The 24,708-nt window shown below is 58.6% G+C and carries 25 protein-coding genes; 12 read left to right on the plus strand and 13 right to left on the minus strand.

Annotated features, from left to right (window positions below; genetic code table 11):
• Positions 1 to 26: 26 nt before the first annotated feature.
• The gene (locus tag UTM25_RS16715; RefSeq protein ID WP_194399786.1) at positions 27 to 725 is read right to left on the minus strand and encodes a GNAT family N-acetyltransferase; all 699 of its coding nucleotides are present in this window, start codon (positions 723 to 725) and stop codon (positions 27 to 29) included.
• 201 nt (positions 726 to 926) lie between these two features.
• On the opposite strand from UTM25_RS16715, the gene UTM25_RS16720 reads away from it, so the two are divergent.
• The 5 genes from UTM25_RS16720 (at position 927) to UTM25_RS16740 (ending at position 5,927) form a co-directional block, all read left to right on the plus strand.
• Entirely contained in the window at positions 927 to 2,495 is a 1,569-nt protein-coding gene (locus tag UTM25_RS16720; RefSeq protein WP_194399785.1) for an ABC transporter substrate-binding protein, read from the plus strand.
• A gap of 65 nt (positions 2,496 to 2,560) precedes the next feature.
• On the plus strand, positions 2,561 to 3,574 hold the full coding sequence (locus tag UTM25_RS16725; protein WP_069303786.1) for an ABC transporter permease: 1,014 nt from the start codon (positions 2,561 to 2,563) through the stop codon (positions 3,572 to 3,574).
• The gene (locus UTM25_RS16730; RefSeq protein ID WP_194399784.1) at positions 3,574 to 4,407 is read left to right on the plus strand and encodes an ABC transporter permease; all 834 of its coding nucleotides are present in this window, start codon (positions 3,574 to 3,576) and stop codon (positions 4,405 to 4,407) included. Before UTM25_RS16725 ends, UTM25_RS16730 begins: the two co-directional genes overlap by 1 nt.
• Positions 4,400 to 5,236, plus strand: coding sequence for an ABC transporter ATP-binding protein (locus UTM25_RS16735; RefSeq protein WP_194399783.1), 837 nt, complete (start codon positions 4,400 to 4,402; stop codon positions 5,234 to 5,236). The genes UTM25_RS16730 and UTM25_RS16735 overlap by 8 nt, the downstream gene beginning before the upstream one ends.
• Positions 5,223 to 5,927 (plus strand): ABC transporter ATP-binding protein, encoded by a 705-nt coding sequence (locus UTM25_RS16740; RefSeq protein ID WP_194399782.1) that lies wholly within the window; start codon positions 5,223 to 5,225, stop codon positions 5,925 to 5,927. Before UTM25_RS16735 ends, UTM25_RS16740 begins: the two co-directional genes overlap by 14 nt.
• 69 nt (positions 5,928 to 5,996) lie before the next feature.
• Here the strand turns inward: UTM25_RS16740 and UTM25_RS16745 are convergent, their stop codons facing one another.
• The 4 genes from UTM25_RS16745 to budA form a co-directional block, all read right to left on the minus strand.
• Positions 5,997 to 6,470, minus strand: coding sequence for a cold-shock protein (locus tag UTM25_RS16745; RefSeq protein ID WP_194399781.1), 474 nt, complete (start codon positions 6,468 to 6,470; stop codon positions 5,997 to 5,999).
• A 131-nt stretch (positions 6,471 to 6,601) separates the two neighbouring features.
• Complete coding sequence (locus UTM25_RS16750; RefSeq protein ID WP_024906954.1) at positions 6,602 to 7,372, minus strand: (S)-acetoin forming diacetyl reductase; 771 nt, start codon at positions 7,370 to 7,372, stop codon at positions 6,602 to 6,604.
• Between the two features lie 20 nt (positions 7,373 to 7,392).
• Positions 7,393 to 9,072 carry an acetolactate synthase AlsS gene (gene alsS, locus UTM25_RS16755; protein ID WP_194399780.1) on the minus strand — a complete coding sequence of 560 codons (1,680 nt, stop codon included), beginning with the start codon at positions 9,070 to 9,072 and terminating at the stop codon, positions 7,393 to 7,395.
• A gap of 13 nt (positions 9,073 to 9,085) precedes the next feature.
• Entirely contained in the window at positions 9,086 to 9,865 is a 780-nt protein-coding gene (gene budA / locus UTM25_RS16760; RefSeq protein ID WP_023310680.1) for an acetolactate decarboxylase, read from the minus strand.
• Positions 9,866 to 9,970: 105 nt separating this feature from the next.
• Here budA and UTM25_RS16765 point away from each other — a divergent pair, with 105 nt between their 5' ends.
• Together UTM25_RS16765 and UTM25_RS16770 are read left to right on the plus strand one after the other, a co-directional pair.
• Positions 9,971 to 10,852: a LysR family transcriptional regulator gene (locus UTM25_RS16765; protein ID WP_038417608.1), complete on the plus strand. Its 882-nt coding sequence runs from the start codon at positions 9,971 to 9,973 to the stop codon at positions 10,850 to 10,852.
• Positions 10,853 to 11,105: 253 nt separating this feature from the next.
• Entirely contained in the window at positions 11,106 to 11,372 is a 267-nt protein-coding gene (locus UTM25_RS16770; protein WP_194399779.1) for a hypothetical protein, read from the plus strand.
• An 81-nt stretch (positions 11,373 to 11,453) separates the two neighbouring features.
• Here the strand turns inward: UTM25_RS16770 and gstA are convergent, their stop codons facing one another.
• On the minus strand, positions 11,454 to 12,059 hold the full coding sequence (gstA, locus tag UTM25_RS16775; RefSeq protein ID WP_194399778.1) for a glutathione transferase GstA: 606 nt from the start codon (positions 12,057 to 12,059) through the stop codon (positions 11,454 to 11,456).
• Positions 12,060 to 12,168: 109 nt separating this feature from the next.
• Between gstA and UTM25_RS16780 the strand changes: the two genes are divergently transcribed.
• The 3 genes from UTM25_RS16780 to UTM25_RS16790 all read left to right on the plus strand — a co-directional run bounded on the left by UTM25_RS16780 (position 12,169) and on the right by UTM25_RS16790 (position 13,850).
• Positions 12,169 to 13,053 (plus strand): LysR family transcriptional regulator, encoded by an 885-nt coding sequence (locus tag UTM25_RS16780; protein WP_194399777.1) that lies wholly within the window; start codon positions 12,169 to 12,171, stop codon positions 13,051 to 13,053.
• Positions 13,054 to 13,260: 207 nt separating this feature from the next.
• Positions 13,261 to 13,368, plus strand: coding sequence for an ash family protein (locus UTM25_RS22650; RefSeq protein ID WP_223603752.1), 108 nt, complete (start codon positions 13,261 to 13,263; stop codon positions 13,366 to 13,368).
• Positions 13,369 to 13,394: 26 nt separating this feature from the next.
• On the plus strand, positions 13,395 to 13,850 hold the full coding sequence (locus tag UTM25_RS16790; RefSeq protein ID WP_194399776.1) for a hypothetical protein: 456 nt from the start codon (positions 13,395 to 13,397) through the stop codon (positions 13,848 to 13,850).
• 202 nt (positions 13,851 to 14,052) lie between these two features.
• Here UTM25_RS16790 and UTM25_RS16795 read toward each other — a convergent pair whose 3' ends face one another.
• Positions 14,053 to 15,123, minus strand: a complete 1,071-nt coding sequence (locus UTM25_RS16795; RefSeq protein WP_320715073.1) for a Shedu immune nuclease family protein — start codon at positions 15,121 to 15,123, stop codon at positions 14,053 to 14,055.
• A gap of 267 nt (positions 15,124 to 15,390) precedes the next feature.
• On the opposite strand from UTM25_RS16795, the gene UTM25_RS16800 reads away from it, so the two are divergent.
• The gene (locus UTM25_RS16800) at positions 15,391 to 15,702 is read left to right on the plus strand and encodes a type II toxin-antitoxin system HigB family toxin (protein WP_194399774.1); all 312 of its coding nucleotides are present in this window, start codon (positions 15,391 to 15,393) and stop codon (positions 15,700 to 15,702) included.
• Complete coding sequence (locus UTM25_RS16805; protein ID WP_194399773.1) at positions 15,699 to 16,118, plus strand: helix-turn-helix domain-containing protein; 420 nt, start codon at positions 15,699 to 15,701, stop codon at positions 16,116 to 16,118. Before UTM25_RS16800 ends, UTM25_RS16805 begins: the two co-directional genes overlap by 4 nt.
• Positions 16,119 to 16,450: 332 nt before the next feature.
• Here UTM25_RS16805 and UTM25_RS16810 read toward each other — a convergent pair whose 3' ends face one another.
• The 6 genes from UTM25_RS16810 to UTM25_RS16835 form a co-directional block, all read right to left on the minus strand.
• Positions 16,451 to 16,861, minus strand: coding sequence for an SMI1/KNR4 family protein (locus tag UTM25_RS16810; protein WP_194399772.1), 411 nt, complete (start codon positions 16,859 to 16,861; stop codon positions 16,451 to 16,453).
• Positions 16,861 to 21,084, minus strand: a complete 4,224-nt coding sequence (locus UTM25_RS16815; protein WP_194399771.1) for an RHS repeat-associated core domain-containing protein — start codon at positions 21,082 to 21,084, stop codon at positions 16,861 to 16,863. The genes UTM25_RS16810 and UTM25_RS16815 overlap by 1 nt, the downstream gene beginning before the upstream one ends.
• A 17-nt stretch (positions 21,085 to 21,101) precedes the next feature.
• Positions 21,102 to 21,539: a DcrB-related protein gene (locus UTM25_RS16820; protein WP_194399770.1), complete on the minus strand. Its 438-nt coding sequence runs from the start codon at positions 21,537 to 21,539 to the stop codon at positions 21,102 to 21,104.
• 72 nt (positions 21,540 to 21,611) lie between these two features.
• Positions 21,612 to 22,475 (minus strand): HlyD family secretion protein, encoded by an 864-nt coding sequence (locus UTM25_RS16825; RefSeq protein ID WP_194399769.1) that lies wholly within the window; start codon positions 22,473 to 22,475, stop codon positions 21,612 to 21,614.
• Positions 22,472 to 22,687, minus strand: coding sequence for a DUF1656 domain-containing protein (locus tag UTM25_RS16830; protein WP_033144858.1), 216 nt, complete (start codon positions 22,685 to 22,687; stop codon positions 22,472 to 22,474). Before UTM25_RS16830 ends, UTM25_RS16825 begins: the two co-directional genes overlap by 4 nt.
• Entirely contained in the window at positions 22,680 to 24,662 is a 1,983-nt protein-coding gene (locus UTM25_RS16835) for an FUSC family protein (RefSeq protein WP_194399768.1), read from the minus strand. Before UTM25_RS16835 ends, UTM25_RS16830 begins: the two co-directional genes overlap by 8 nt.
• Between the last annotated feature and the right edge of the window lie 46 nt (positions 24,663 to 24,708).

Consider the following 24,708-nt stretch of genomic DNA (forward strand, 5'->3'; position numbering starts at 1 on the left):
TTTCAGATGTACCCTACATAAAACACTTATAACCGAAACGCCTCAAGCCGCTTAATCTGCCGCCCTTCCCCGTCAAAATTCTCCGCCGCCAGCCAGGCGCGCAGCTCGGCGTCTCTTTGCGGCCACTCGCCGTCAATAATAGAAAGCATATCGCTGTCGCGGTTGCGCCCTTTGCGCACCAGCTTCTGGCGCAGGCGACCTTCCCAGACAAACCCCAGCCGCTCCGCCGCGCTGCGTGACGCAATGTTCATGGAATCGCACTTCCACTCGACGCGCCGGTAGCCGTGCTCAAACGCGTTTTTCAGCAGCAGCCATACCGTTTCGGTTCCCATCCTGGTTCCTTTCATCCTGCGAGACCATGTTACATGCCCAATCTCCACCGACCCCAGCAGCCGCTCGTTAGCCATATAGCTCACCAGCCCCACCGCGCGTTCGGTGCGTAAATCAATGACGGCAAACGGCACCAGCTCATCGTCCATCACCTTAGCCACGATCCAGTGGGCGGTAGCTTCAACGCTAGCTGGCTGCGTGCTGGCAAGCCACGTCCAGTCGCTGTCGTCGCCCAGCGCGTAGGCCTCATAGAGATCGGCCGCGTGGAGATCGGCATCCAGCGGCTCCAGGCGGCAATACTGGCCGAACAGCGGCGTGCGGGTTAATACGCGCGCGCCTCTCCAGTCTGGAACGATATCGTTAACGGTTTGACCATGTTGATTGATTTCGGGCACGGCGGTGACTCCCTGAAAGGTAAGGAGTTTGTTATAGCAGGTTAAAAAGCGGGCGAAAAGCAGCGTATTTTAATAGCCCGAGCGCATGCGATATTCCCGCAAGATATAAGCAAAGCTGAATTTCGACTTTGCGGAATGTCAGAGTCGACCTAACGTAGCGGAGCATAAAACAATCACAATATATTCTTCTCAGGGATCGCTATGACGAAAAAACTGTTGCCGTTACTGGTGCTGGCTGCGCTCTCAGGCGCTGTCCACGCCGCTACTCCGCCCAACACGCTGGTTGTTGCCCAGGGGCTGGATGACATCGTGAGCCTCGACCCGGCCGAAGCCAACGAGCTTTCCAGCATCCAGACCGTGCCGAGCCTGTATCAGCGCCTGGTACAGCCGGATCGCGATAACCCCGAAAAAATAACCCCGATTCTGGCAGAAAGCTGGGAAGCGGACGCGGCAGCAAAAACGCTGACGATCAAACTTAAGCCCGATGCCAGATTCGCCTCCGGCAACCCGCTGCGCCCGGAAGACGTGATTTTCTCTTATACCCGCGCCGTGACGCTGAACAAATCCCCGGCCTTTATTCTGAACGTGCTGGGCTGGGACGCGAGCAACATCGCCAGCCAGCTGAAAAAGGTGGACGATCATACCCTCCAGCTTCACTGGACGGCGGACGTTAGCCCGTCGGTGGCGCTGAATATTCTCTCCACGCCGATTGCCTCCATCGTGGATGAAAAGCAGGTCGCGGCAAATGTGAAGGATAACGACTTCGGTAACGCCTGGCTGAAAATGCACTCGGCGGGCAGCGGCGCGTTCAAAATGCGCGTCTATCAGCCGCATCAGGCCATCGTGCTGGAAGCCAACGAGTCAGCCCCCGGCGGCGCGCCGAAGCTTAAAAGCATCATCATCAAAAACGTGCCGGACCCTGCTTCACGCCGCCTGCTGATCCAGCAGGGTGATGCCGACGTGGCGCGCGATCTCGGAGCAGATCAGATAAGCGCCCTGGACGGCAAGCCGGGCGTTCAGGTGCTGAGCATTCCGTCCGCCGAGCAAAATTACCTGGTGTTTAACACCGGCAACAGCGCCAACCCGCTGCTGAACAACCCGGCGTTCTGGGAAGCCGCGCGCTGGCTGGTCGATTATGAAGGCATCACCAAAAATCTGCTGAAAGGCCAGTACTTTGTTCATCAGAGCTTCCTGCCGGTCGGCCTGCCGGGCGCGCTGGAAGACAACCCGTTTAAGTTTGACCCGTCAAAAGCGAAAGCCATTCTCGCCAAAGCGGGCATTAAAGACGCGCACTTCACGCTGGACGTGGAGAACAAGCCGCCGTTTATCACCATCGCCCAGTCGATGCAGGCGAGCTTTGCTCAGGGCGGCGTGAAGGTCGATCTGCTGCCTGCCGCCGGGAGCCAGGTCTATGCCCGCGTGCGCGCGAAGCAGCATCAGGCGGCGATTCGTCTGTGGATCCCGGACTACTTCGACGCGCACTCTAACGCCAGCGCCTTCGCGTGGAACGACGGTAAATCCAGCACCGTGGCCGGGCTGAACGGCTGGAAAATCCCGGAGCTGAACAAAGCCACGCTGGCGGCGGTAGCCGAGCCGGATCCGGCGAAGCGTCTGGATCTGTACAAGAAGATGCAGGAGCAGCTGCAGCAGAGCTCGCCGTACGTGTTCGTCGATCAGGGCAAAACCCAGATCGTGGTGCGCGATAACGTGAAGGGGTATCAGCAGGGGCTGAACGCGGATATGGTCTGGTACGACCGCGTCACGAAGTAGCCCTTCTCCTTCTCCCACAGGGAGAGGGGGTCGTCCGTGCATATTTTCAGGATAACGATTTTCCCATGCCACATCTTTCCACCCGCGTGATCCAGGGTCTACTGACCCTGCTGCTCACGCTCTTCGGGCTGTTGCTCGTCACGTTTGCGCTCTCGGCGTTTTCACCTGTCGATCGCGTGCTGCAGATCGTCGGCGATCACGCCAGCCAGTCAACCTACGATCAGGTTCGCCACCAGCTTGGGCTGGATCGTCCCCTGCCCGTGCAGTTCTGGCACTACCTGCAAAACCTTGCCCACGGTGATTTAGGCACCGCCAGCGCCACCGGGCAGCCGGTGCTGCAGGACCTGCTGCACGCGTTCCCCGCCACGCTGGAGCTGGCCACGCTGGCATTAATCATCGGCGCCGTGCTCGGCGTGATTGCCGGGGTGCTGTGCGCCCGCTACGCCGGTTCGCCGCTCGATCTCGCCATCAGAACGCTCACCCTGCTCGGCAACTCGGTACCGATTTTCTGGCTCGGCCTGCTGATGTTGGCCCTTTTCTACGCGAAGCTGCAGTGGAGCGCGGGTCCCGGCAGGCTGGACGATATCTGGCAGTTCACCGTCGAGCCGCGCACCGGCTTTGCGCTGGTGGATACCTGGCTTTCCGGCGATCGCGAGGCGTTCCGCAACGCCCTCAGCCACCTGGTGCTGCCGGTGCTGCTGCTGGCCTATTACTCGCTGGCGAGCATCACGCGTCTGACGCGTTCCGCCTGCCTGAGCGAAATGAACAAAGAGTACATTCTCCTTGCCCGCGCCAAGGGCGCCGGGGAGATGACCATCCTGCTGCGCCACGTGCTGCCGAACATTCGCGGTACCCTGCTGACGGTAATCGCCCTCGCCTACACCAGCATGCTGGAAGGCGCGGTATTAACCGAAACTGTCTTCTCCTGGCCGGGGATCGGGCGCTACCTCACCACCGCCCTGTTCGCCGGAGACACCACCGCCGTCATGGGCGGCACGCTGCTGATTGGCGTCTGCTTTGTGCTGATCAATAACCTTACCGACCTGCTCGTGCGGGCGACCGATCCCAGGGTGCGCTGATGCCGTTTTATCTTTTCTTACGCCGCCTGCGCCGCTCCCCTGCCGCGTTTTGCGGGCTGGCTGCCATCGCGCTGCTGGTGGCTATCGCCGTGTTCGCAACCTGGCTCGCGCCGCTTGACCCGAACTGGCAGGACGCCGCCGCGCGCCTGCAGGCACCGAACAGCCAGCACTGGCTGGGCACCGACAGCTACGGGCGCGATCTGCTTTCGCGCCTGATCTACGGCACCCGCCCGGCGCTCGGGCTGGTGGCGTTAGTTACCGTAATCACCCTGCCCGCCGGGCTGCTGGTGGGGATTTTGTCCGGCTATTACGGCGGCTGGCTGGAGCGCATCCTGATGCGTTTTACCGACGTGGTAATGTCGATGCCGCGCCTGATCCTCGCCTTCGCGTTTGTGGCGATGCTTGGCCCGGGGCTGGTCAACGGCGCGCTGGCGCTGGCCTTAACCACCTGGCCCGCCTACGCGCGGCAGGCGCGGAGCGAGATCCAGCGTCTGCGCCACAGCGACTACCTCGCCGCCGCCGAGATGATGGGCATTCGCGGTCCGCGCCTGCTGGTCGGCCATATTCTGCCCCTGTGCCTGCCGTCGGCGATTGTGCGGCTGGCGCTGGATCTGGCGGGCATTATTCTGGCGGCCGCCGGGCTGGGCTTCCTCGGTCTTGGCGCCCGTCCGCCGATGGCCGAATGGGGCGCGATGATTGCCGACGGTATGCAGGTGATTTTCGACCAGTGGTGGATAGCCGCCATTCCGGGCGGGGCGATTCTGTTTGCAAGCCTCGCCTTTAACCTGCTGGGCGACGGCCTGCGCGACGTACTGGAGCCACAGCATGACTGAACAACGCGTCACCGTCGATGCGCTGAATATCGACTACCCCGCCGCGCGCGTGGTCAACAATCTGAGCTTCACGCTGGGCAACGAGCGGCTGGCGCTGGTGGGGGAATCCGGCTCGGGCAAATCAATGTCCGCCCGCGCCCTGATGGGGCTGGTGCGCAAACCCGGCATCGTGAGCGCGAACCGGCTTAACGTGCTCGGCAACGACCTGCTGACCCTGAGCACCCGCCGCTGGCAGGCGCTGCGCGGCAACGGGATTGCGATGGTCCTGCAGGACCCGCGCTACGCGCTGAATCCGGCGCAAAACGTCGCCGCTCAGCTTGATGAGGCGCTGACCCTGCACCAGCGCCTGCCCCGCGCCGAGCGCAGGGCGCGCATTCACGACATCATCCGCGCCGTCGGGCTCAACGAACATGTCCTCACGCGCTACCCCGGCGAACTCTCCGGGGGCATGGGCCAGCGGGTGATGATTGCGATTGCGCTGATCAACAACCCGCAGGTGCTGATTGCCGACGAACCCACCTCCGCGCTGGACGCCCGCCTGCGCAATCAGATCCTCGAGCTGCTGGTGCAGCAGAGCGAAGAACGCCAGATGGCGATGCTGCTCATCAGCCACGATCTGCCGCTGGTGGCGGAACACTGCGACCGCGTGCTGGTGATGTTTCAGGGCGAAAAGGTCGATGAGATGGCGGCGAACAGGCTTCCGCAGGCGACGCACCCGTATACGCGCACCCTGTGGACCTGCCGTCCAAACGCGAGCACCTTCGGCCAGATGCTGCCGACGCTGGACCGCACGCAGCCGTGGAAGGAGGCCGATAATGGCGCTCGTTGAGGTTAACGATCTCCAGGTGATATTCGGGGAGAAAACGGCGGTCTCCGCCGCCAGCTTTGGCATCGAGAAAGGCGAAACCTTCAGCCTGATCGGCGAATCCGGCTGCGGGAAATCGACTATTCTGCGCGTGCTGGCGGGATTGCAGCGCGAGTGGAACGGGCGCATTTCGATCCTGGGAGACGCGCTACGGCCAGGACGGCGTTTTGAAGGCGAGCTTCGCCGCAACGTGCAGATGGTGTTTCAGGATCCGTGGGCGTCGCTGCACCCAAACCACACCGTTGCGCGCACCCTGTCGGAGCCGTTAAACATCCACGGCGAAACGCAGATTGCGGAGAAAGTGGCGGATGCGCTGCAGCAGGTCGGGCTTTCCGCCGACGCGGGTAAACGTTACCCGCATCAGCTTTCCGGCGGCCAGCGCCAGCGCGTAGCCATTGCCCGCGCGCTGCTGCTGCGCCCGCAGCTTCTGCTGCTGGACGAGCCAACCTCGGCGCTGGATATGTCGGTGCAGGCGGAGATCCTGAACTTGCTCAACCGCCTGAAGGCCGAGCACGGCATGACCTACCTGCTGGTGAGCCACGATGCGGACGTGATTGCACACATGTCCGACCGGGCGGCGTTTATGGCGCACGGGGAGATCCAGAGGGTATTTGACCGCGAGGCGATGTTGCGGGGCGAGCACCGGATGGAGTAAACCGCGTGGCGGCCAGTGCCGCGCGGGTTTTACAGGCCGGGTAAGGCGTCGCCGCCACCCGGCAAAAAATCACTTCAGCAGCTTCACCGTGGCATCGATGTCGATCTCATCTTCGGTGAAGATCAGCGTCGTGTTCTGGAAGGTGGTGATCGCCAGCTTCTTCACCGTGCGCATTTCGCCCGGCTTTTTCTCGGATTTCGGCTTAATGCTGTTCATCAGCAGCCCCACCGACAGCACCGCGTTCTCTTTGTCGATTTTGGTATCAGCCGACTCTTCTTCGTTAAACACCACGAAGGATTTGATGGAGGAGAGCTTCACGCGCTCGCCCGCAATAAAGAGATGTTTGCTTTCCGGGATCACCTTCACCGCGTAGGCGGAAAGGCCTTTGTTGTTGGTGGTTGGCTCGAAGGTCACCGCGGCATCTTTCTTAATCAGATCGGGGTTCGCGACCTTAATCACATGAAAATAGCGGTTGTCGCCGTTTTCATCTTTGATAAATCCAAAGCCTTTATCTTTAAACCACGTTGTGATTGTACCGTTCATCGCTGTTACCGCCTGTCAGATCGTAATGACTAAAGTTTTGCAGCGCGCAGTGTAATGCACAATGACGGAGGAGACAAAAAAAAGCCCCTGCACGGGTGCAGGGGAAAACTCATGTCAGAGCTTATTAGTATTTAGTTGAACACCATCCCACCATCGATGAGCAGAGACTGGCCGGTCATGTAGTCGGAATCCGGTCCTGCCAGGTATGAAACGCAGGCGGCGACATCTTCCGGCTCGGACAGGCGGCCAAGCGTAATGCGTTTGGCAAAGGTTTCGGTCCCGTAGCCGAGCGGTTTACCCGCCGCCTCGGAGACCTGACGGTCGATTTCCGCCCACATCGGCGTTTTGACGATGCCCGGGCAGTAGGCGTTAACGGTGATCCCCAGCGGAGCAAGATCCCGCGCGGCGGTCTGGGTTAGGCCGCGCACCGCGAATTTACTGGAACTGTAGACGGCCAGCTCCGGGTTACCGGTGTGGCCCGCCTGGGAACAAGCGTTGATGATTTTCCCGCCGTGCCCTTCTTTACGAAACGCGTCAATCGCGGCCTGAATGCCCCAGATCACTCCTTTCACGTTGATGTTGTAGACCTTGTCGACAATGTCCGGCGTGATGGATTCGATGGGGGTAGACGGCGCAATCCCGGCGTTATTCACGATCACGTTAAAGCCGCCCAGCGCGGTGCGCGCTTTCTCCACCGCCGCAAATACCTGCTCGCGGTCAGAGACATCGACCTTCACGGCGACGGCGTTGCCGCCGTTACGGATGATTTCATCGGCGACGGCTCTTGCCGTCTCAACGTTATAGTCGGCGATGGCGACGGCAAAACCGTCTTTCACCAGGCGAAGCGCGATCGCTTTACCAATCCCCTGGCCTGAACCGGTTACGAGAGCAACTTTTTGCATTTCTCTGTCCTTATATTGAGTCACAAAATCTGGCTGAGATGGAGCTGACCCATCAGCAGCGGGTTATCGCTGTAGTCGACGGGAATGGCCACCACGGCCGGGCCATCCACATCCATCGCCGCTCGCAGCGTCGGCTCAAGCGCCTCGGCGCTCTCCACGGCAAAGCCTTTCGCACCGAAGGCGTCGGCATACGCTTTGAAATCGACCGGGCCGAACTCGACGCCGGAAAGACGCTGGTATTTTTTCTCTTCCTGAATGGCAACCATGTTGTAGCCGTTATCCACCCAGATGATGTGCAGCACGTTAGCGTTGAGGCGCACCGCGGTTTCCAGCTCCATGCTCGACTGCAGGAAGCCGCCGTCACCGGAGACCGAAACCACCTTGCGGCCCGGGTTCACCAGCCACGCGCCAATCGCCCACGGCAGCGCGACGCCCATGGTCTGCTGACCGTTGGAGATCATCACCTGACGCGCCCGGAAGCTGTAGAGGTAGCGGGCGATCCAGATGTGGAAGCTGCCCATGTCGACGGTGAGCGTCACGTCGTTATTCACAATGTCCTGCATGGCGCGCACGATGCGCAGCGGGTGCAGGGCAAACTGGTTGAGCGAGGCGCCGCGGCGGTCGAGGAGATCGCGCTGATGCTGGCGATCGACCAGAATTTCGGAGGCCCGCTGGCTCAGCTCGAGCTTACGATCGATCCGGTTAGCGAGCAGGTTCAGCGTTTCGGCGATATCCCCCACCAGCTCCAGATCCGGCACGTAGTTACGCTCTTCATAGGCGGGCAGCACGTCAATGTGCACCAGCGTCGCGTCGCCGCTGTTCCACATGGACGGCTCGTACTCCACCGGGCTGTAGCCGATGCAGATAATCAGGTCCGCCAGATGCAGCAGCCGGTCGCCCGCCTGGTTATTGAACAGGCCGACGCGTCCGGCGAAGCGGGTAAAGTGCTCCTGATTCACCGCCCCGGCGGCCTGATAGGTGCTGGTCACCGGAATGCGGCTTTTCTCCAGCAGCTTGCGCAGCGCGGCGCTGTTCGCGGGCTGGCTGGCCATCAGGCCGAGCAAGATGACCGGGTTTTTGGCGTTTTCGATAAGCTTCGCCACGTCGTTAATCGCCGACTCCGGTGCCGGGCCCATCAGCGCAGGGCCGCTGGCGGGTAAAATCGCCCCCGTGGCGGGCTGGTCGACAATATCCTGCGGCAGGCTGACGAACGCGCCCCCCGGCCTGCCGTGCTCGGCGGCGCGAAACGCGTTCGATACCACCTCGGCAATCGCGTCCGGCGAACTGACCTCCACGGCGTATTTGGTGACAGGGCTGAACATGGCAACGGTGTCCATGCTCTGGTGCACCAGCTTGGCTTTATCCGCCCGCTTCACCGCCCCGCCCAGCGCCACCACCGGGTCGCCTTCGCTGTTGGCGGTGGCAATGCCGGTGATCAGGTTCGAACAGCCCGGCCCGGAGGTGACCAGCGCCACCCCGGCCTTGCCGGTCAGCCGCCCTACCGCCGCCGCCATAAACGCCGCGTTGGCCTCGTGGCGTACCGGAATGATCTCGATGGAGGAGTCCAGCAGGGAGTCAAAGACTTTGTCGATTTTCGCCCCCGGGATCCCGAACACCTGCTTCACGCCCTGCGCTTCCAGCTGGCCGACAACCATATCGGCGCCGTGCGCCCACTGACGTGACTGTTTCTCACTGTTCACGGTAGTTCTCCTGTTAGTTTTCGACGGAACGGATCGCTGCATCAAGATTGCTGGGGTGAAGGTTGGCCTGTAAGAACGCGCTGTCGGCGGGCAGGTCAATCATCAGCTTGTGAATTTCACCGAAGGTGAGCACGCCGCTCTCCAGCTGGTAGTCGAGCAGATGGCCCCCGCCCTGACGGTCGTCGGTGATGAAATGCTCGTGATAGCCAGCCACGTTAATGCCCTGCATGTGCTGCGGCGTGCGGAACCCGACCAGCACCCCTTCGCGCTGGTTAAAGCGGAACACCGGCTGGTCGTCCAGCACGTCGGTCATCGCGCGGTACGGCGGCTTCTGGCGCGGCACCGTGCGGGTGTGGGCGTGGCGGAAGTTGCCGTCGATGCGCAGCGCGCAGAACAGGTTGTCGGAGGGGATCTGCTGGTCGATGACGTCGTGGATCTGCTGACGGCTGACCGGCGCATCGAAGGTTTTACGGTACTGCGGCTGGAACCAGGTCATCACTGCAAACGGCGTTTTCTGCTCCGGCTTCGCGGCCCGGGCGCTGCCGTCGGCGCGCAGCTGGTACACCTGGCTGCTGAAGGCAATCATTTCACCGTCCAGCTCGTTGAAGGTGCCCAGCCCAAAATCACCGTGTGCCAGCAAATCGGCGATGGTGGTCTCTCCTTCGTACACGCCGCTTAGCAGGGCGCTCATTAGCGATGTCTGATAGATCACGCTGTCAGGATGCTGGGCGGAGAACCCCCGCAGGGTCTCGCACAGGCTGGCCTCACAGTCGCAGGCAGATGAATGCATCATCGTGCTCGTCCTCTTCAACTTTATTTAGAAAGGTTAAATAAATGTTGACCCGATTCAGCAGAGAGTTCCAATATAGAAACCATGGTGGTTTGAGACGTTTTAGATATGGAACTTCGTTATCTGCGGTATTTTGTCGCGGTTGCACGCGAGCGACACTTCACCAGGGCGGCCGAAGCGCTGGGTATTTCACAGCCTCCTCTGAGTCAGCAGATCAAACGGCTCGAAGAGGAAGTCGGCACGCCGCTGTTCAGACGCCTGACGCGGGGCGTGGAGCTGACCGAGGCGGGAGAAGCCTTCTACGAGGACGCCTGCAAAATTCTGGCGCTGAGCGACGCCGCGCTGGAAAAAGCCCGCGGCATCGCGCGCGGGCTGAACGGCAACCTGTCGATTGGCATCACCAGCTCCGACGCTTTTCATCCCAAAATTTTCGCGCTGATCCGCCAGTTTCAGGTGCAGAACATGGCGGTGCAGGTTCACCAGGTGGAAGCCAATATGTCGTCGCTGACGACGATGCTAGCGGAGGGTGAACTGGATATCGCCTTCGTGCGCCTGCCGTGCGAGAGCAGCAAGGCGTTCGAGTTAAAAATCCTCGACCGGGAGCCGATGGTGGTGGCGCTGCATCGCGACCATCCCCTGGCGGCGTGCGATTCGCTGGCGTTAGAGCAGCTTCGGGATACGCCGGTGGTGCTGTTCCCGCAGGAGGTCGCGCCGGGGCTGTACGAACGGGTTCACGGCTGCTGCGAGCGAGCCGGGATTGACGTGCAGCACGCGCTGCAGTCGTCGCAGCTTTCCTCCTCCCTGAGCATGGTCTCCGCGGGCGGCGGGTTCGCGCTGGTGCCGAAATCCATGGCGGCCATTTCACCGCCGAATGTCACCTATCACGCGCTGAGCTCGCCGGAGCTTTATACCGATATCGCGCTCTGCTGGCGGCGCTTTGAACGCTCGCGAACGGTGAAGCGATTTTTGATGATGATGAGCGAGGGGTGACGGCGCAGCGCTGCTGGTTTGCAGGCCGGGTAAGGCGTTGCCGCCACCCGGCAAGTCAGCCTTAGTTGTCAAATCACGGGATCCTGGAACGGTAAAGGTCTTACTGATGCTCGCTTCGGTACTACGTTTTCCTGGTAATTGTCTGCCGCAAACCATCTGTTACTCTGGCTGCACTCAAGGGATGACAAGGAAGAGAGATGCTGAATCCAGGCTGGCAAGATGCCTTGAAATGCTCTGAACAATGGAGGTTTTGATGACTACACGAGTTATTGCATTTTTGCTCATACTCGGCGCATTTGCTGTAAATGCTGCCGATGGCGGCAATGGTGGGGATGGCGGAAAAGGTTCTGATGGAGGAAACGGTTCGGATGGCACCCTCTCAGCTCCGGGCCGTGCAGGTTGTCCGGGCGGAACAGATCCGGACGCGTCGGGAAAATTTTATCTTCCAGGAACAAAACAGCAATGCAATCCGGGGAAGCAGGATGCCGTAAAAAGCGCCAGGCAATCAGATGCAGAGTGACAGTATGCTAACGCATCCTGGCTCCACATCCTCATTTGCCTCCTGCTTCAGGCATTAATACCTGCGGCGGAATACGCAGACCTAGACTTTCTCCTCCGCACGTAATGCGGCCTGCACCGCGGGACGGGCGCTGATTTTTTCCCTGTACGCCAGTAGCGCGGGCCAATCGTTGAGTTCAATTGAGAAGAACGTGCACCATCCCAGCACGGTGAAAAGATAGGCATCCGCCACGCTGAATGACGCTCCCGCCAGATAAGCGCTTGTGGAGAGCGTTTCCTGAAGAAAATCGAACCGCCTGAACAGCTTCTCACGAAAAATCGATTTGGCCTCTTCGGGCAGCGCACGATTAAAAAGAGGTGCCGATCCCGCGTGTATTTCGCTGGTGATAAAGTTTAGCCATTCCTGAAGCCGCACTCGCTCCCAGCTGTCTGCTCGCGGTGCCAGCCCACTTTCTGGCTTGAGATCTGCCAGGTACTGCAAAATTGCTGGCCCCTCGGTCAGGATTTTCCCGTCATCCAGTTCAAGCGCAGCGACATAACCTTTAGGGTTGATGGTCAGGAAGTCGCGCCCGTCAGCGGTAATCTTGCTCCTGTTGTCCACTTTTACCAGATCAAACTCAATCGCCAGTTCGCGCAGCACGATATGAGGTGAGAATGAGCAGGTGTCCGGGGCGTAATAAAGTTTCATGATCTCTCCGTTAAAGCGGTTGTGTGATTTACATACACTGTGCTTAAAGCCATTCTCCCTGTAAAATTAATGATTCATAAAATAGCTATTAGCTGAGCTACTGATATCCATGATGAATCTTTTACACTGGCGCTTGCTGGTTGCAGTGGCCGATGCCAGTAATATTTCCCGTGCCGCTGAAGAGGTCGGTATGACGCAGTCGGGTGCCAGCCAGGCGATTGCTCAGTTAGAGGCCTCATTAGGATTTGCGGTATTCACGCGAGAGCGACGCCACATCGGCGTGACTGCCCTGGGCGAGCGGGTTGTCAAAGAGGCAAGGAGTATGCTGGCGCGGCTGGACGCCATCCGTGCACTGGCGGATGAGAGCCGGGGGCTGAGCGGCGGGCGCATTCGTCTTGCCAGTTTTCCTTCGGTGACATCCACATTTTTGCCCGGACTGCTGCGCGATTTTAAGCGCCTGCATCCTGAAATCGAGGTGGTCGTACTGGAAGGGACGGACCAGGAAGTCGAAGAGTGGCTGGCGGCAGATACGGTTGATCTGGGCGTGGTAATGAACCCTGTTCCCGGGCGTGCTGAAGCGCTCCTGGGACAAGATGCGTGGGTCGCGGTGCTGCCAGCCAGTCACCGTCAGGCTCGCTATGCGCGTTCGCGGGGCATCACCCTTGAGGAACTGGCAGACCAGCCCTTCGTGCTCGCAACCGGCGGTTGTGCCGTCAATGGAAAAAGCCTGATGGAACAGGCTGGCTTGCATCTGTCTGACGTGCGGGTGACCGTCCGCGACTGGATCAGCGCCTGCCTGCTGGTACGCGAAGGCATGGGCGTCGCGCTGATACCTGAATCCGCTCTGCCGGATGAATTACGCGGCTTGTGCGTCGTGCCCGTAGCACCTTCGCTGTGCCGGGAGTTTGGGCTGGTTTGTTCGCAGGCGGGCAAATCCTCCCGCGCGACGCAGGCGTTGTTAGAAGGGTTGCTCAAAATGAAAAGGTCTGCGTGAAGGAGTAGCCGCCACCCGGCAATGCCCTTCTGGAAGCCGCCTCGCAAACTTTCAAGCAACCTTATGTAATTCAGGGTTATCCCTTTCCTTCCCTTTTTCGCCGCCGTAAAGTGCCTGCGTTGCGGCACATCCGTAACCGGGCGTAGGAACCCGTTAGCATAAAGCGATATTTTTTGTCGCGACAGCGCATATCCCGTTAGAATCACGGTGGCGCTGGCGGAGCAGCCGAAAGGCTGGCCGTTTTTCTTTATGCACGGTATTCCTACCTCCGTCAGCGCTACCCCCTCTGAGCGTAGGAACTCATCGGGCGGTTAATATTTTTTGCATAAAGAGGATGCCTTATGGCTACTATCCCTGGATTTTCTTACGCGCTTACTGAAGAAAGCGCTGTTTATCACCTTCTCCATCTACAACTTCCCGATTCTGCGGATCTCTTTGAGCTGGTTGACGCCTGCACTGCGTATGTAAGCGTGCTGGTGGAAACTGACGACGCGGTGACGTTTGCCACGCTCTGCAAGCGATTGCTGGCTGCGCTGAAGCGGCTGCGGGAATGCTGCGATGCCGAACTGCCTTCGTATCTGGTTGAACAATTGATCGCAGGGGAAAAGATTACCTCCTGCGTGCCGGACTGCTGGCAGGAGACGACGCTGCAGGTGGACTATGCCGTGGCGTTAACGCTGGCGGTGATGGGCGGGACACTGCCTGCGAGCGTGGCGAAAGAACTCGTCGGGCTACTGCATGATATGGTCTGGCTGTTGGCGGAGTTTGTGAAGGAGCCGTATATCGCGGCGCACTGAGTTTGGTGACTGAAGGCCGGAATTCTGCGAGGTAAGAAGCAGGATTTCGGCCTTACGCAAAGTACAATGTTGGCTGTTGAATGTCCGTTAAGAGCGAGGAGCGGACGTTTGGCTTGCTACCAAAACAATGGTGAGCATATCAACGAGCTGTACATAAAGGACATCAAGTTCATTATGTACAGGCTCTATCTTCCGGCACGGACTATCGTGTTAATCTCCTAAGCCAAGTATCCCAAGATTCAATACGGATAGGTGGAGTTGAATGAATTTCATAGTCATGGCGTTTTTTACTTTCTTCTAAATCATTTACTGTTCGCCCCCCAATGACAATAGAGCGAACGTTTACATCTTTATTTGGATCTACTTGCTTACAAGATTCAGGTCCGACGAATGCATTATGGATTAAATCACCTGACAAAACTTTAATTCGTTTTTCATGAGCATCTTTCCGAAAAGATTCATAATCCCTATAGACCAGACCAAGCCTTTTTTGGATCTGCTCTGCGGCATCTCTAACTTTATGATTAAATGAACCGTAGCTATTCGCATTAACTAAGTTAAAGTTAGCTCCTTTCACTTCAATTAGGATGATATCCATACGCGATCTGCCTGCGAAAATTACAAAATCCACTAATCCATCAGCTAGCGGATATTCGGAAAAACAAATATACTCATTATTACCGACGTAAGCCTCGGCAATTAACGACAAATCGTTTTTTATAACCTGCTGAATATCTTGTTCCTTTGCACCTGACTCAATTAGCTGAGCAATTGAAGACTTGGGAATCATAGAATTTAATATTTCGCACTTACGAGAAATAAACTCTGGTGATGGTATATAAGTTGAATCTATAAAAGGATCTCGAGCGTACCTTATTTTATCGGCTTTCTCATATACCTTCCTATTATTTATGCTGCGTTCAGAAAACTCATCTTCATCACAACCGAGTAAATCTAATACTTTTTCTCTTGATATTGAGATCCATTCTGTTTTTGGGCTTATGTTCACTATATCAAACGTATCAAGCTTATGTGAGTTTCTTTCATAGTGCTCTATGAAAACGGCAGGTTGTGTAACTACCCCATGTTCATAGATTGAACTTATTATCTTTTCTACTGCATTGGTTACCGACTGACCATCGTTTAATGAACCTAGGTCGGTTAAAAGCACAATAATATCTTTTTTATTTATGTAACATCTGACTCTGCAAATCCCACCGACTCCGGAAGTTCGGTTATTGCCAAAATCGTGAACTAAATCTAATGTTTTCAATTTAAAAATATCCCTATACTCTTTGAAATTGGCTTTAATTTAAGCTAGACGAACTAACGTTTTAACATCATGCTTGTATAAATCAAACAACTTCCGCTCCTGGCACAAAGCGGACATTTTTTCACAGTCACCTCATACAGTGTTCACACTCATTAAATGACCGCCATCATCACGAGCATATGAACATTTTACTTCATCAAAGTTTCCACATTGTCAACCCACCAACAATCACCTATAATGTTTCCAGTCTGGAAACAAGGGGCAAGGATGCACGTAGTCTCAAGAGCACCTTTCGACGCAGCCACCAGACAATTTCCTAATCAAGCACTCGCTCTGGACGATCTTTACCGGGTACTAAAAAAGGAACACTATCCATCACCAGACGACATGCGAAAGCGCTTTCCCAGCCTGGATCGGATGAAATACCGGGAAAAATGGTGGGTCATTGACGTAGGTGGCGGGCATTTAAGAGTGATGTTTTTTGCTGATTTTGAGCGGGGAAAGCTCTTCATCAAACACATCAGCACTCACGCAGAGTATGACAAGCTCACGGACCTCTACCGGAGAACGAAAGAATGAACTATGCGGCAGCCATCAAAGCGGCAAACGATCTGACAAGCGAGCTTCCTTTCCTGGGTTCAAGCCCGTCGCGTCAAGATTACGAGGATGCTCTGGGATTGGTGGAATATCTGATTGAGCATGACCCCGATAGCCCGCTGGTAGAGATGCTCACTACAAAGATCGATAAATACGAAAACGAGTCTCCGGAGTTTGCAGAATTTAACGCGCGTGTTGCCAGCATTCCGTCAGGCGTTGCATTATTGCGAACGCTGATGGATCAGTACCAACTCACTCAGAGCGATTTCGAGAACGAGATAGGCAAGAAGTCTCTAGTGAGTCGGATTCTTAACGGACAACGCACGTTAACGCTGGATCATATGCGGGCGCTGGCGAAGCGTTTTGGCTTGCCGGTGGGTGCATTTGTGGGGAATTGATTAGGGTGGAATTCAACCAGGTGTTAAGAAAAAAAGTGACGCAGCTATTCTGTGCGCCGTTGTAGTTGGCTCAACAATTGTGCTATCTGCACGAAATGGCTCAGCATCACCATAAATAATATAAGGTTGTACATCAGTTCCTTGAGGCAAAGCGCGTATCGGATCTGAAAAATTTAATAGTTACCATTCAATATTAATAAACCCGGCATAAGCCGGGTTATAAATCTGTAAACTCTTAAATTAATCACTGAACATAAATATTTTAGACAGACTCTGACTTTGAGTTTTCGATAAGAGCAACCTCACTGTCGAGAACTTTAGAAACAGCCTCTTTACTTTAAAGCAAACAATTCTTCTATAAATTCCGAGAACGAATCGGCAACCAATTCAACTTCTTTATCATCCATTAGAAAAATAAACACTTTCCCTAATGAATCATCAGATTTAAGAGATAGTAGAAAGGTGTTCCCCCCGTCATCATAAGCAAAAGGAACCATATTCCTTAACTCGCCAAACGACTCGATAAGGTCACGATAGAGTTGCTCAATCGGCAGGTCACCATATTTTATAGGGTTAAAACCGCCAAGCATAAAAGGATTACCATCTTCATTATCTTGAGGATACCCACCATTATTTTTAAGATAAAAATCAAGAAATGATGCGGGAACATGATGATCAAAGTACGCATTGAACGCGTTTATTTCGTCTACAGTCAGTTTATTTTCTGAATCAGTAAGATACATTAGCATTTTCCTCCAACGGATCTGCGGGCACGGTTTCTAGCTGGATGAGTATAGGCATTTCCAGTGGCAGCCTTGTACTGACTAACGCCACCAGTATGCGAAATTCCCTGATGAGCACTTTGTTTAACCAATTGCATAGTCCCTTTGTTGGTTTCAGGATTATAATCATCAAGATGGTGCCAGACATAACCACTTGGCGTCGTTTTTTGATTTAATCCAGCCTCTATATTTGCAGCATGAAAATCTTGCAAATAATCTCCTGTATATTCAATAGAGACAACAGGATTAATGCCAGCTTTATTATACAAGGCATTACTTCCAGAATAATCCAGCCCGCCAGTTGGGGTTTGAACAACACCACTGTATCCACGCTCACTAAGCTTGGCGATTGGGTCAACGGCAAGACCCAGCGGATCAATCCACCCCAACGGATTCGGCGCATACTGATAAAGGTTCCACCCACCATTCAACCCAATCGGATCCTGCACAATAAACCGCCCGACCTGCGGGTCGTAGTAGCGGAACAGGTTATAGTGCAGCCCCGTTTCACCGTCAGCGTACTGCCCGGCATAGCGAAGCGGCTGGTGAGCCATCGCCGAGCGATTCACAAGCCGTGAGAACCCTTCGCTCTGATGGCGCACCTCGCCAAAGCTGCCGTACTGGCCGCTCCAGCGCACCGCGCCGCGCTCGTCGGTCACTTCCAGCGGCGCGCCGTTCAGGTCGGTATTGAACCAGTAAATCTCACCGTTGCTCTGGTCACGAAGGTGATCCACCCGCGCCAGTGGGCTCCAGGCTTCATTCGGGTCGTAAACATAGGTGCTGCACAGCCCGCTCGCCTGCTGCTCCTGCAGCAGGCGGTAGCCCTGCCACAGGAAGCGGGTGTCGGTGGTGCCGTGCGTCGTGGTGACGATTTTGCGCGTGCGGCGGCCCAGCGCGTCGTAGTGATAGCGCGCCTCAAACCGCCCTTCCGGCCCGGTTCCCCTGGCGGACACCAGACGATTCTCGGCGTCATACGCATAATGCTGCTCATACAGCCCGTTCCGGCGGCTGACCAGGTTGCCCCAGTGGTCGTATTTCATAAACAGCGCCTGCCAGTGCTGCAGGCGGTTATCCGTGACCGGTACCGCATCGTCACTGGCGGCGAGGTTATCCGCGGCGTCGTAGCTGAACTGCGCACGGCTGTGCCCCTGGCGGGCCTCGTAGTGCTTCAGCAGGCGCCCTTCGGCGTCGTAGCCGTAATCCACCTCACCGCGCAGGGTGTCGCTGACGCCGGAAAGCTCGCCGCGCGCGGTGTAGCGATACAGGCGTTCCAGTAGCGCCTGCTCCGGCAGGGTCACGTCCGTGCTCAATTCGCTGCGCTGCAGGGTGCGTCTGCCGAGGCTGTCATACTGGCGGATCTGATCGCGCGCGCCCTGAGTGCGGCGCACCTCGCGGTGCAGGCGGTCGCGGGTGAACTCGGTCACCAGCTGCTGCACGAAGCGGATGGCGCTGACGTGGCCGGAGCCGTAGTGCAGCCAGGCCAGCTTTTGCTCGCCGGGCAGCGTCAGGCCGGTCAGGTTGCTCAGGGCATCCCATTCGTAGCCCACCGCGCCGTTAATGCCGGACTCGCTCAGCACGCGTCCGGCGGCATCGTGGCGGTAAGCGATCTCATCGCTTTCGATACCCAGGGCAACGCCTTCGGCCGTCGGCGTGCGGCGGATGCGGGTGATATGGCCGTTCAGGTCGCGGAAGTAGCGGTACTCCGCGTGGCGCTGAGTGCGCCCGATAAGCAGTCCGCTGTCGTCATAGCTGAACTGCTGGACGCGACGGGCGATACCGCCGTCGGCAGCGGGTCGGCCGTTTTCTTCGAGCGCGCAGAGGAATCCTCGCGCGTCCCATTCCATATGGCGCACGGTCTCGTCCGGGCGCGTTTCGCTGAGCGGGCGGCCCACGGCGTCGTAGGTGAAGCGGTATTCTGCCCCGTTGCCGTTATCGAGTCGCAGCAGGTTACCGCGCGGGTCGTAGCGCCACTGCCGCACGCGGCCAATACGGTCGGTAAGGCTGACCGGGAGACCGAGGGCGTTGTAGGCCCAGCTCACCTCGCTTTCCAGCGGGTCGCGCCAGCCCGTGAGCTGGCCGCGTTCGTTCCACTCCAGCGACTCGCGGCTGCCGTCCGGATGGATCACGACGCTCAGCAGCCCGGCACGACTCCACTCCCGGCGCGTGATATTCCCTTCCGCATCCTCGCTGGCAATCAGTTGCCCGAAGCGGTCGTAGGTGAAGCGGGTCACGCTACCGGAGCAGTCGGTGCGCTGCGTCAGCAGCCCCTGGTGGTTCCAGACCAGACGCACCACGCCGCCGATGGCGTCGGTGATGCTCTCCGGCAGGTTTTCTTCATCGTCGGGATAGCGATACGCGGTGGTGCTACCGGCCGGATCCGTCTCCGACAGCAGGCGACCGCGAAGGTCATACCAGGCCTGCGATGAGGTGCCGTCCGGGTACACCGTGCGGGTGATGCGGTCGGTCAGGCGATGCCAGTGATACTCCGTGCGGCGGCCCGCCGGGTCCGTCTCGCTGGTCATGCGGCCGTATTTGTCCCACGTGCTGCGGCGCATCGCGCCGCCGGGCAGAATAACGTCGCAGAGCTCGCCGTCGCGGTAAACAAACGTCGTCTGGCGACCGTCGTAATCCGTGAAGCGCGCAACGTTGTCGTCGTCATCCACCAGCCAGTGCGCCTGCGCGCCGTCTTCGCGGGTCGCGCGGCGGGTGCCGTTCCCGAAATCGTATTCGAACGTCAGCTGTTCGCCGCCGCTGTGGCGGAAGCCGACCACGCGCGGCAGGCCGTCAATCTCCCGCCAGCGGTATTCGCTCAGCAGGCCGTTGCCGTCCTCGTGGGCGCTCATCAGCCCGTCCTGCCAGCTGAAGCGTCGGCGCACGCTACCGCCCCGGCCGGTCACGGAGACCAGCTGGCGCTGTTCATCATAAGCGTAACTGACCAGGCAGATCTCGTCATCCAGCCAGGCGCCGACGAGTCTGTCACGGTCGTAGCGGCAGACCACGCGCTGGCCCGCGCTGTCGGTCAGAGCATGCAGGGTATTATCCGCATTCCACTCGAAGAGAATATGGTTGCCGCAGGGTTCAGAGATGCGCTGGAGCAGCGACGGGGCATCATCCCGCAGCGGCGCATAGTGCCAGCGCTCGCCGCTGACGTCATACACCGACCAGCTGTCGTCCTGATGATGTTCAAGCCAGTTTTTTTCGCTTTCGCAGTAGGTGCGCATCCCTTTCGGGACCTTCGGGAAGGCGACGTAATCGCCGGACGGTGCGCGCCACACCAGGCCGTCCTGATACGGCTCCAGGCGGCTTTCCCAGAACAGGCTCCAGCCGCGGCCCAACACGCTGTCCCCGGGGTTGCCGCTGCGCCAGTAGCGCTGCCAGCGCACCAGCAGGCGGGAAGGCAGGACGAAGTCCAGCTCATCATCCCCGCTGAGAAACTTCTGTCCGCTGACGATATCCACCGGGCGGGCGATGATCCCCGCCGCCGCCACGCCGGTCATCAGCGTGCCGGCGCGACAGGCGATACGGGCCAGCTTATTAATGCCGGGGATTTTCCCCAGCAGCTTAGAGAGCGCCCCGACTTTGCCAGCGGCACCGCCCCACCCGCCGAGCAGGCCAGCGAACAGCAGGGTGAGATCGGAGACTTTGTAGAGCCATTCCGGGACTTCAGACTGAATGGGCAGGGTTTGCTGCGGGTCGCCGCCGATGATGACGTTGTCCGAACCGGTCATCACCTTCGCGTCACAGGTGGTTCTGTCCCCGATGCGGGCCGCAGGCAGGCCGTTGATAGAGACCCGCGAGGAGCCTTCGGCCATCTGCTGTGAGCCGTCGTCAGAGCACTTCACCGCGCTGTCCGTGGCCATGGCGGCAGGTTTACCGTTGATAAACACGTTGGGCGAGCCGGAGGTGATGACGCCTTTCTTCGTCATGCTGGATGCCCCGGCGTCTGCGATGCTGTCCCGGGCGGCGGTCGCCAGCTCCCCGGTGTAATACCCCACGGCCAGGCTGGCGCCGACAAGCAGGACGCCCACCCCAAGACAGGATGCGCCGAGACCCGCAATAAACATGGCCCCGGCCAGAATGCCTCCGGCGGCGGCAATCAGGCCACCGACAATCGTTCCGGCAATCATCCCGGCCAGCGCACCGGAGTGGCCGATATCATCGCCGACGCGTGCTGCTTCAAACATAACAACGATCCCTGAAGTTACTGGTGGAAGCGGAAGCTCCTGAGAAGTTCGCCAAACAGCGCGCTGTCGGCATCGCCGAGCGCGCGGGTGCAGCTCATGGTGAACACCAGAGTTTTATCGTTCTCGACGTTAAATACGGCCTGCTGCTGCCAGATCCGTTTCCCGTCGCGCAGGTAGCTGGCATGGACGGTTTCACCCTGTAAAAGGCCGTCGCCCAGCGTCGCGTCGCGGCGCTCCCCCTGCTTCCAGCCCTTGATGTGTTTTTCCATCAGGGAGAGCTGGCGATCGATATACGCGGCAAGCGATTCGCCGGCGTTAAGGGCATCGCGGGAGATGTTGAACGCCGGCGCATCCGCCGCGGGCGGCGCGAATACGTTGACGGTACGATCCTGATAACCCTGAGGAAAGGAGAGCAGTCCTTCACTGAAAAGGCACTGCGAATGTTGTTCTGACATTGAGCGGGTCCCACCACATATTTTCAGAAGCGGTAAGTTTCGCATATGTGTTTAAGGCTGACTATCCCCAGATTATTGCCCCACCGCCACGCTCGCCGACAGCCCCGCCACGAGCTCAACGCCCTCCGGTAACCTGTCGATATGAATGCGCACCGGCACGCGCTGCGCCAGCCGTACCCAGCTGAAGGTGGGCTCGACGTCGGGCAGCCCCAGCCCGCCCGTCTCATCGTTGCTGTCCCCGATCCCATGCCCGATGCTCTCCACGTGACCCGTGATGACCGGCTCGTATCCCATCAGCACAACCTGCGCGGCATCCCCGACGCGAATATGGCGCAGCCTGGTCTCCTCAAAGTACCCCACCACCCAGAAGCTGTGCGCATCGACGATGGCGACCTTCGTCTCCCCCGCCGTCGCGTAGTCGCCGGGGCGAAGGCGCAGGTGCGTGACGTACCCCGAAACCGGCGCGCGCACGGTGGCGTGCGCCAGATTCAGCTCTGCCAGATCCAGCGCGGCCAGCGCGCCGTGATAATTGGCCGCCGCGACGTTCGCCGCGCTGCCGGTTTGCTGCAAATCCTCGCTCGAGATCGCGTTTTTAATCAGCGTGCGGCGGCGGGCCGCGTCCTGGCGCATTAGCATCTCATGGCGTTTCGACTCGACGTCCGCCTGCGCGCTGACCACCGCCAGCTTAAGCCAGCGCGGATCGATGGTGTAAAGCACATCGCCCCGGTTCACCCACTGATTGTCCCGCACGGCCACGCTGATGACCGGCCCGGAGACGTCCGGCGCAATCTGCACCACGTCCGCCCGCACGCGGCCGTCGCGGGTCCACGGCGTTTGTGCGTAGTGTTTCCACATCATAAAGGCCAGAAGCGTGGCCGCCGCGACGGCGCTTAAGGTCAGCGCATAGCGAGCCAGTAAAGAGAGCAGTGATTTCATGACAATAACCCCAACGCGGTCAGGCCCTGCATCAGCAGGAAAAAGGTGACAATCCAGGTTGAAACATCCATCAGCGGGCGAAACGGCAAGCGCCGGTAGAGCCTGCTGAGAGAGAAAAGCGCGACGAGGCCCAGCGTGCAGACCAGCGCCGCGAGGGCGACCATCAGCAGCCCCGGAATAAAAACCCCGCCGATATTGAGATCGTTAACCATGGTCTGGCCCCCGTAATGCACAGTGCAGATCCACCAGCCTGAAGACAAACTGGCGCGCATGTTCATCTGCCGCAGGCAGATGGCGTTCGATAAGGGCAGCGATGCGTTCGCGCAAGGCGTTACGGTCCGCGGCGTTTAACCGATGAAAAAGCGCGTCAACCTCCCTGCCGGACGGTGCGTCACTGCGCCGTAAATGCATAATCGACAGCCCCAGACGCAGCGCGTGTAACAGTCGATCGAACGCCTGCTCCGGCGCGCGCGCGCTGCGCTGCAGGCGCGGCAGCAACAGGGCGGTTCGGTCCATCATCAGGTTGATCCAGTGCGTTTCATCAACCCGCAGCGTGCCCTTCACGCTGCGGCGAATGTCGCGCTGGCAGAGGTTGAGCAGACGCGTGATGGCGCCATCCGCCTGCACGGTTTGCAGCAGGCTCATGCTGATGACGGCAAAACCGGTCGCGGCAAAGAGCGCAATGGCAGTGTTGGCCGCAACGGCGAAGTCTCCGCTGTAGTGCGCCCCCAGCTCGCACAGAATGGGCAGGGTCAGGGTGATCCCCATCGCCATAAACGTGGTGGGCGGGCGCGCCTGAAGCGACCCGGCCAGCAGATACGCCGGGGCAAGCACCGCCACCAGCACCGGGAAATCGCTTACCAGCGGCAGCAGCGCAAAGCTGTAGAACAGGCTAATGACCACGCCCCAGAATGAGCCAATGATGTATTTCACGATGTGCGGCGCCGGGGTGTCGAAGCTGCCAAACAGCGTACAGCAGACGCCGAGTATCGAAACCGCCGTCCCGCCGTCCGGCCACGCCGAGAAGATCCAGACCAGACAGCCGCTCAGGATGATGGCGAAAGCCCCCAGCGCCGTGCGGGCTGCGGTAAGAGGATCGCGGTGGAAAACGTAGCCTTTCGCCGCGCGGGTTTGCATCTCCCCAAAACCAGGTTTTGCATGGTGGATGGCCCCGGAAAGACGCTCGCACTGCTGCAGAAGCACGATCGCCTCCGAGAGGTAGCGGATAAAGCTGACCTGCCGCGCGTCGTCAAACGTCTGCGCCTGCGCGGCATACCGATCGATGAGAAGCGCACAGCGGAGCCGCAGCGAATCTGCCGTGCTGCTGGCGATAGCACCTTCAGCGGCCAGCCAGGCCTGAACGTCGCCCAGCAATGCCAGTACGTCGGCGGGCAGGGTTTCGATCGCTGGCAGGCGATCATGCAGTTCACAGTTGACGATAACCAGCCGCGCCAGCCGATCGTGAATCGCTTTTCTGGCCTGCCGCACCGGGGCTGAAAGGGAAAAATCATACGGAATATGGTGGCTGATGCCCTGCAGGAACTGCAGCGCCAGGGCCAGATGCAGGGGGCCGGAAGCCGCGTCGGGTTTGCCTGCTAAGGTATCCGCCACCCGCCCGCGCGCGGCCCGTAGCGTCTGGGATAGCTTAGCGTTGAACTGGCTCGATACCCGCGCAGGCAGCACGTAGCGGTGAATCAGCGCCGCGCAGAAAATCCCCATCGCGATCTCCTGCACGCGGACGATGGCAACGTTAAAGATCCCGCCTGGATCGGACACCGCGGGAAAACCAATCAGGCTCGCGGTGTAGCCCGCCAGCACAAACGCGTACGCCCGGGGCGTGCGTTCCAGCAGGGAGAGCCACAGACAGAATACTATCCAGCCCGTCAGCACCGCGCTGCACAGGACTGGCGTATTCGCGAAGGCAGGCACAATCACAACGGTCGCGCTGGCACCCGCCACGGTACCGGCCAGCCGGTAGAGGCTTCTGCTCAGCGATGCTCCGACCGACGTCTGCGACACGATGTATACCGTAATAATGGCCCATGAGGGGCGTTCGAGGCCGATCGACAGCGCGAGGTAATAAGCCAGCATCGCCGCGGCAAAACTCTTCGCGGAATAGATCAGCGCGCCCGCATCGTTTCGCAGCGCGGCGGGGGTTTGCACGGGATGAGAGAAGATGTTTTTCATGCCGGGATTATTACCGGCTTGCAGACCCGCTTAAATACTCTATTCT

This window comes from Enterobacter sp. 61D5 (assembly GCF_034107965.1).
Taxonomy (GTDB): Bacteria; Pseudomonadota; Gammaproteobacteria; order Enterobacterales; family Enterobacteriaceae; genus Enterobacter; species Enterobacter cloacae_M.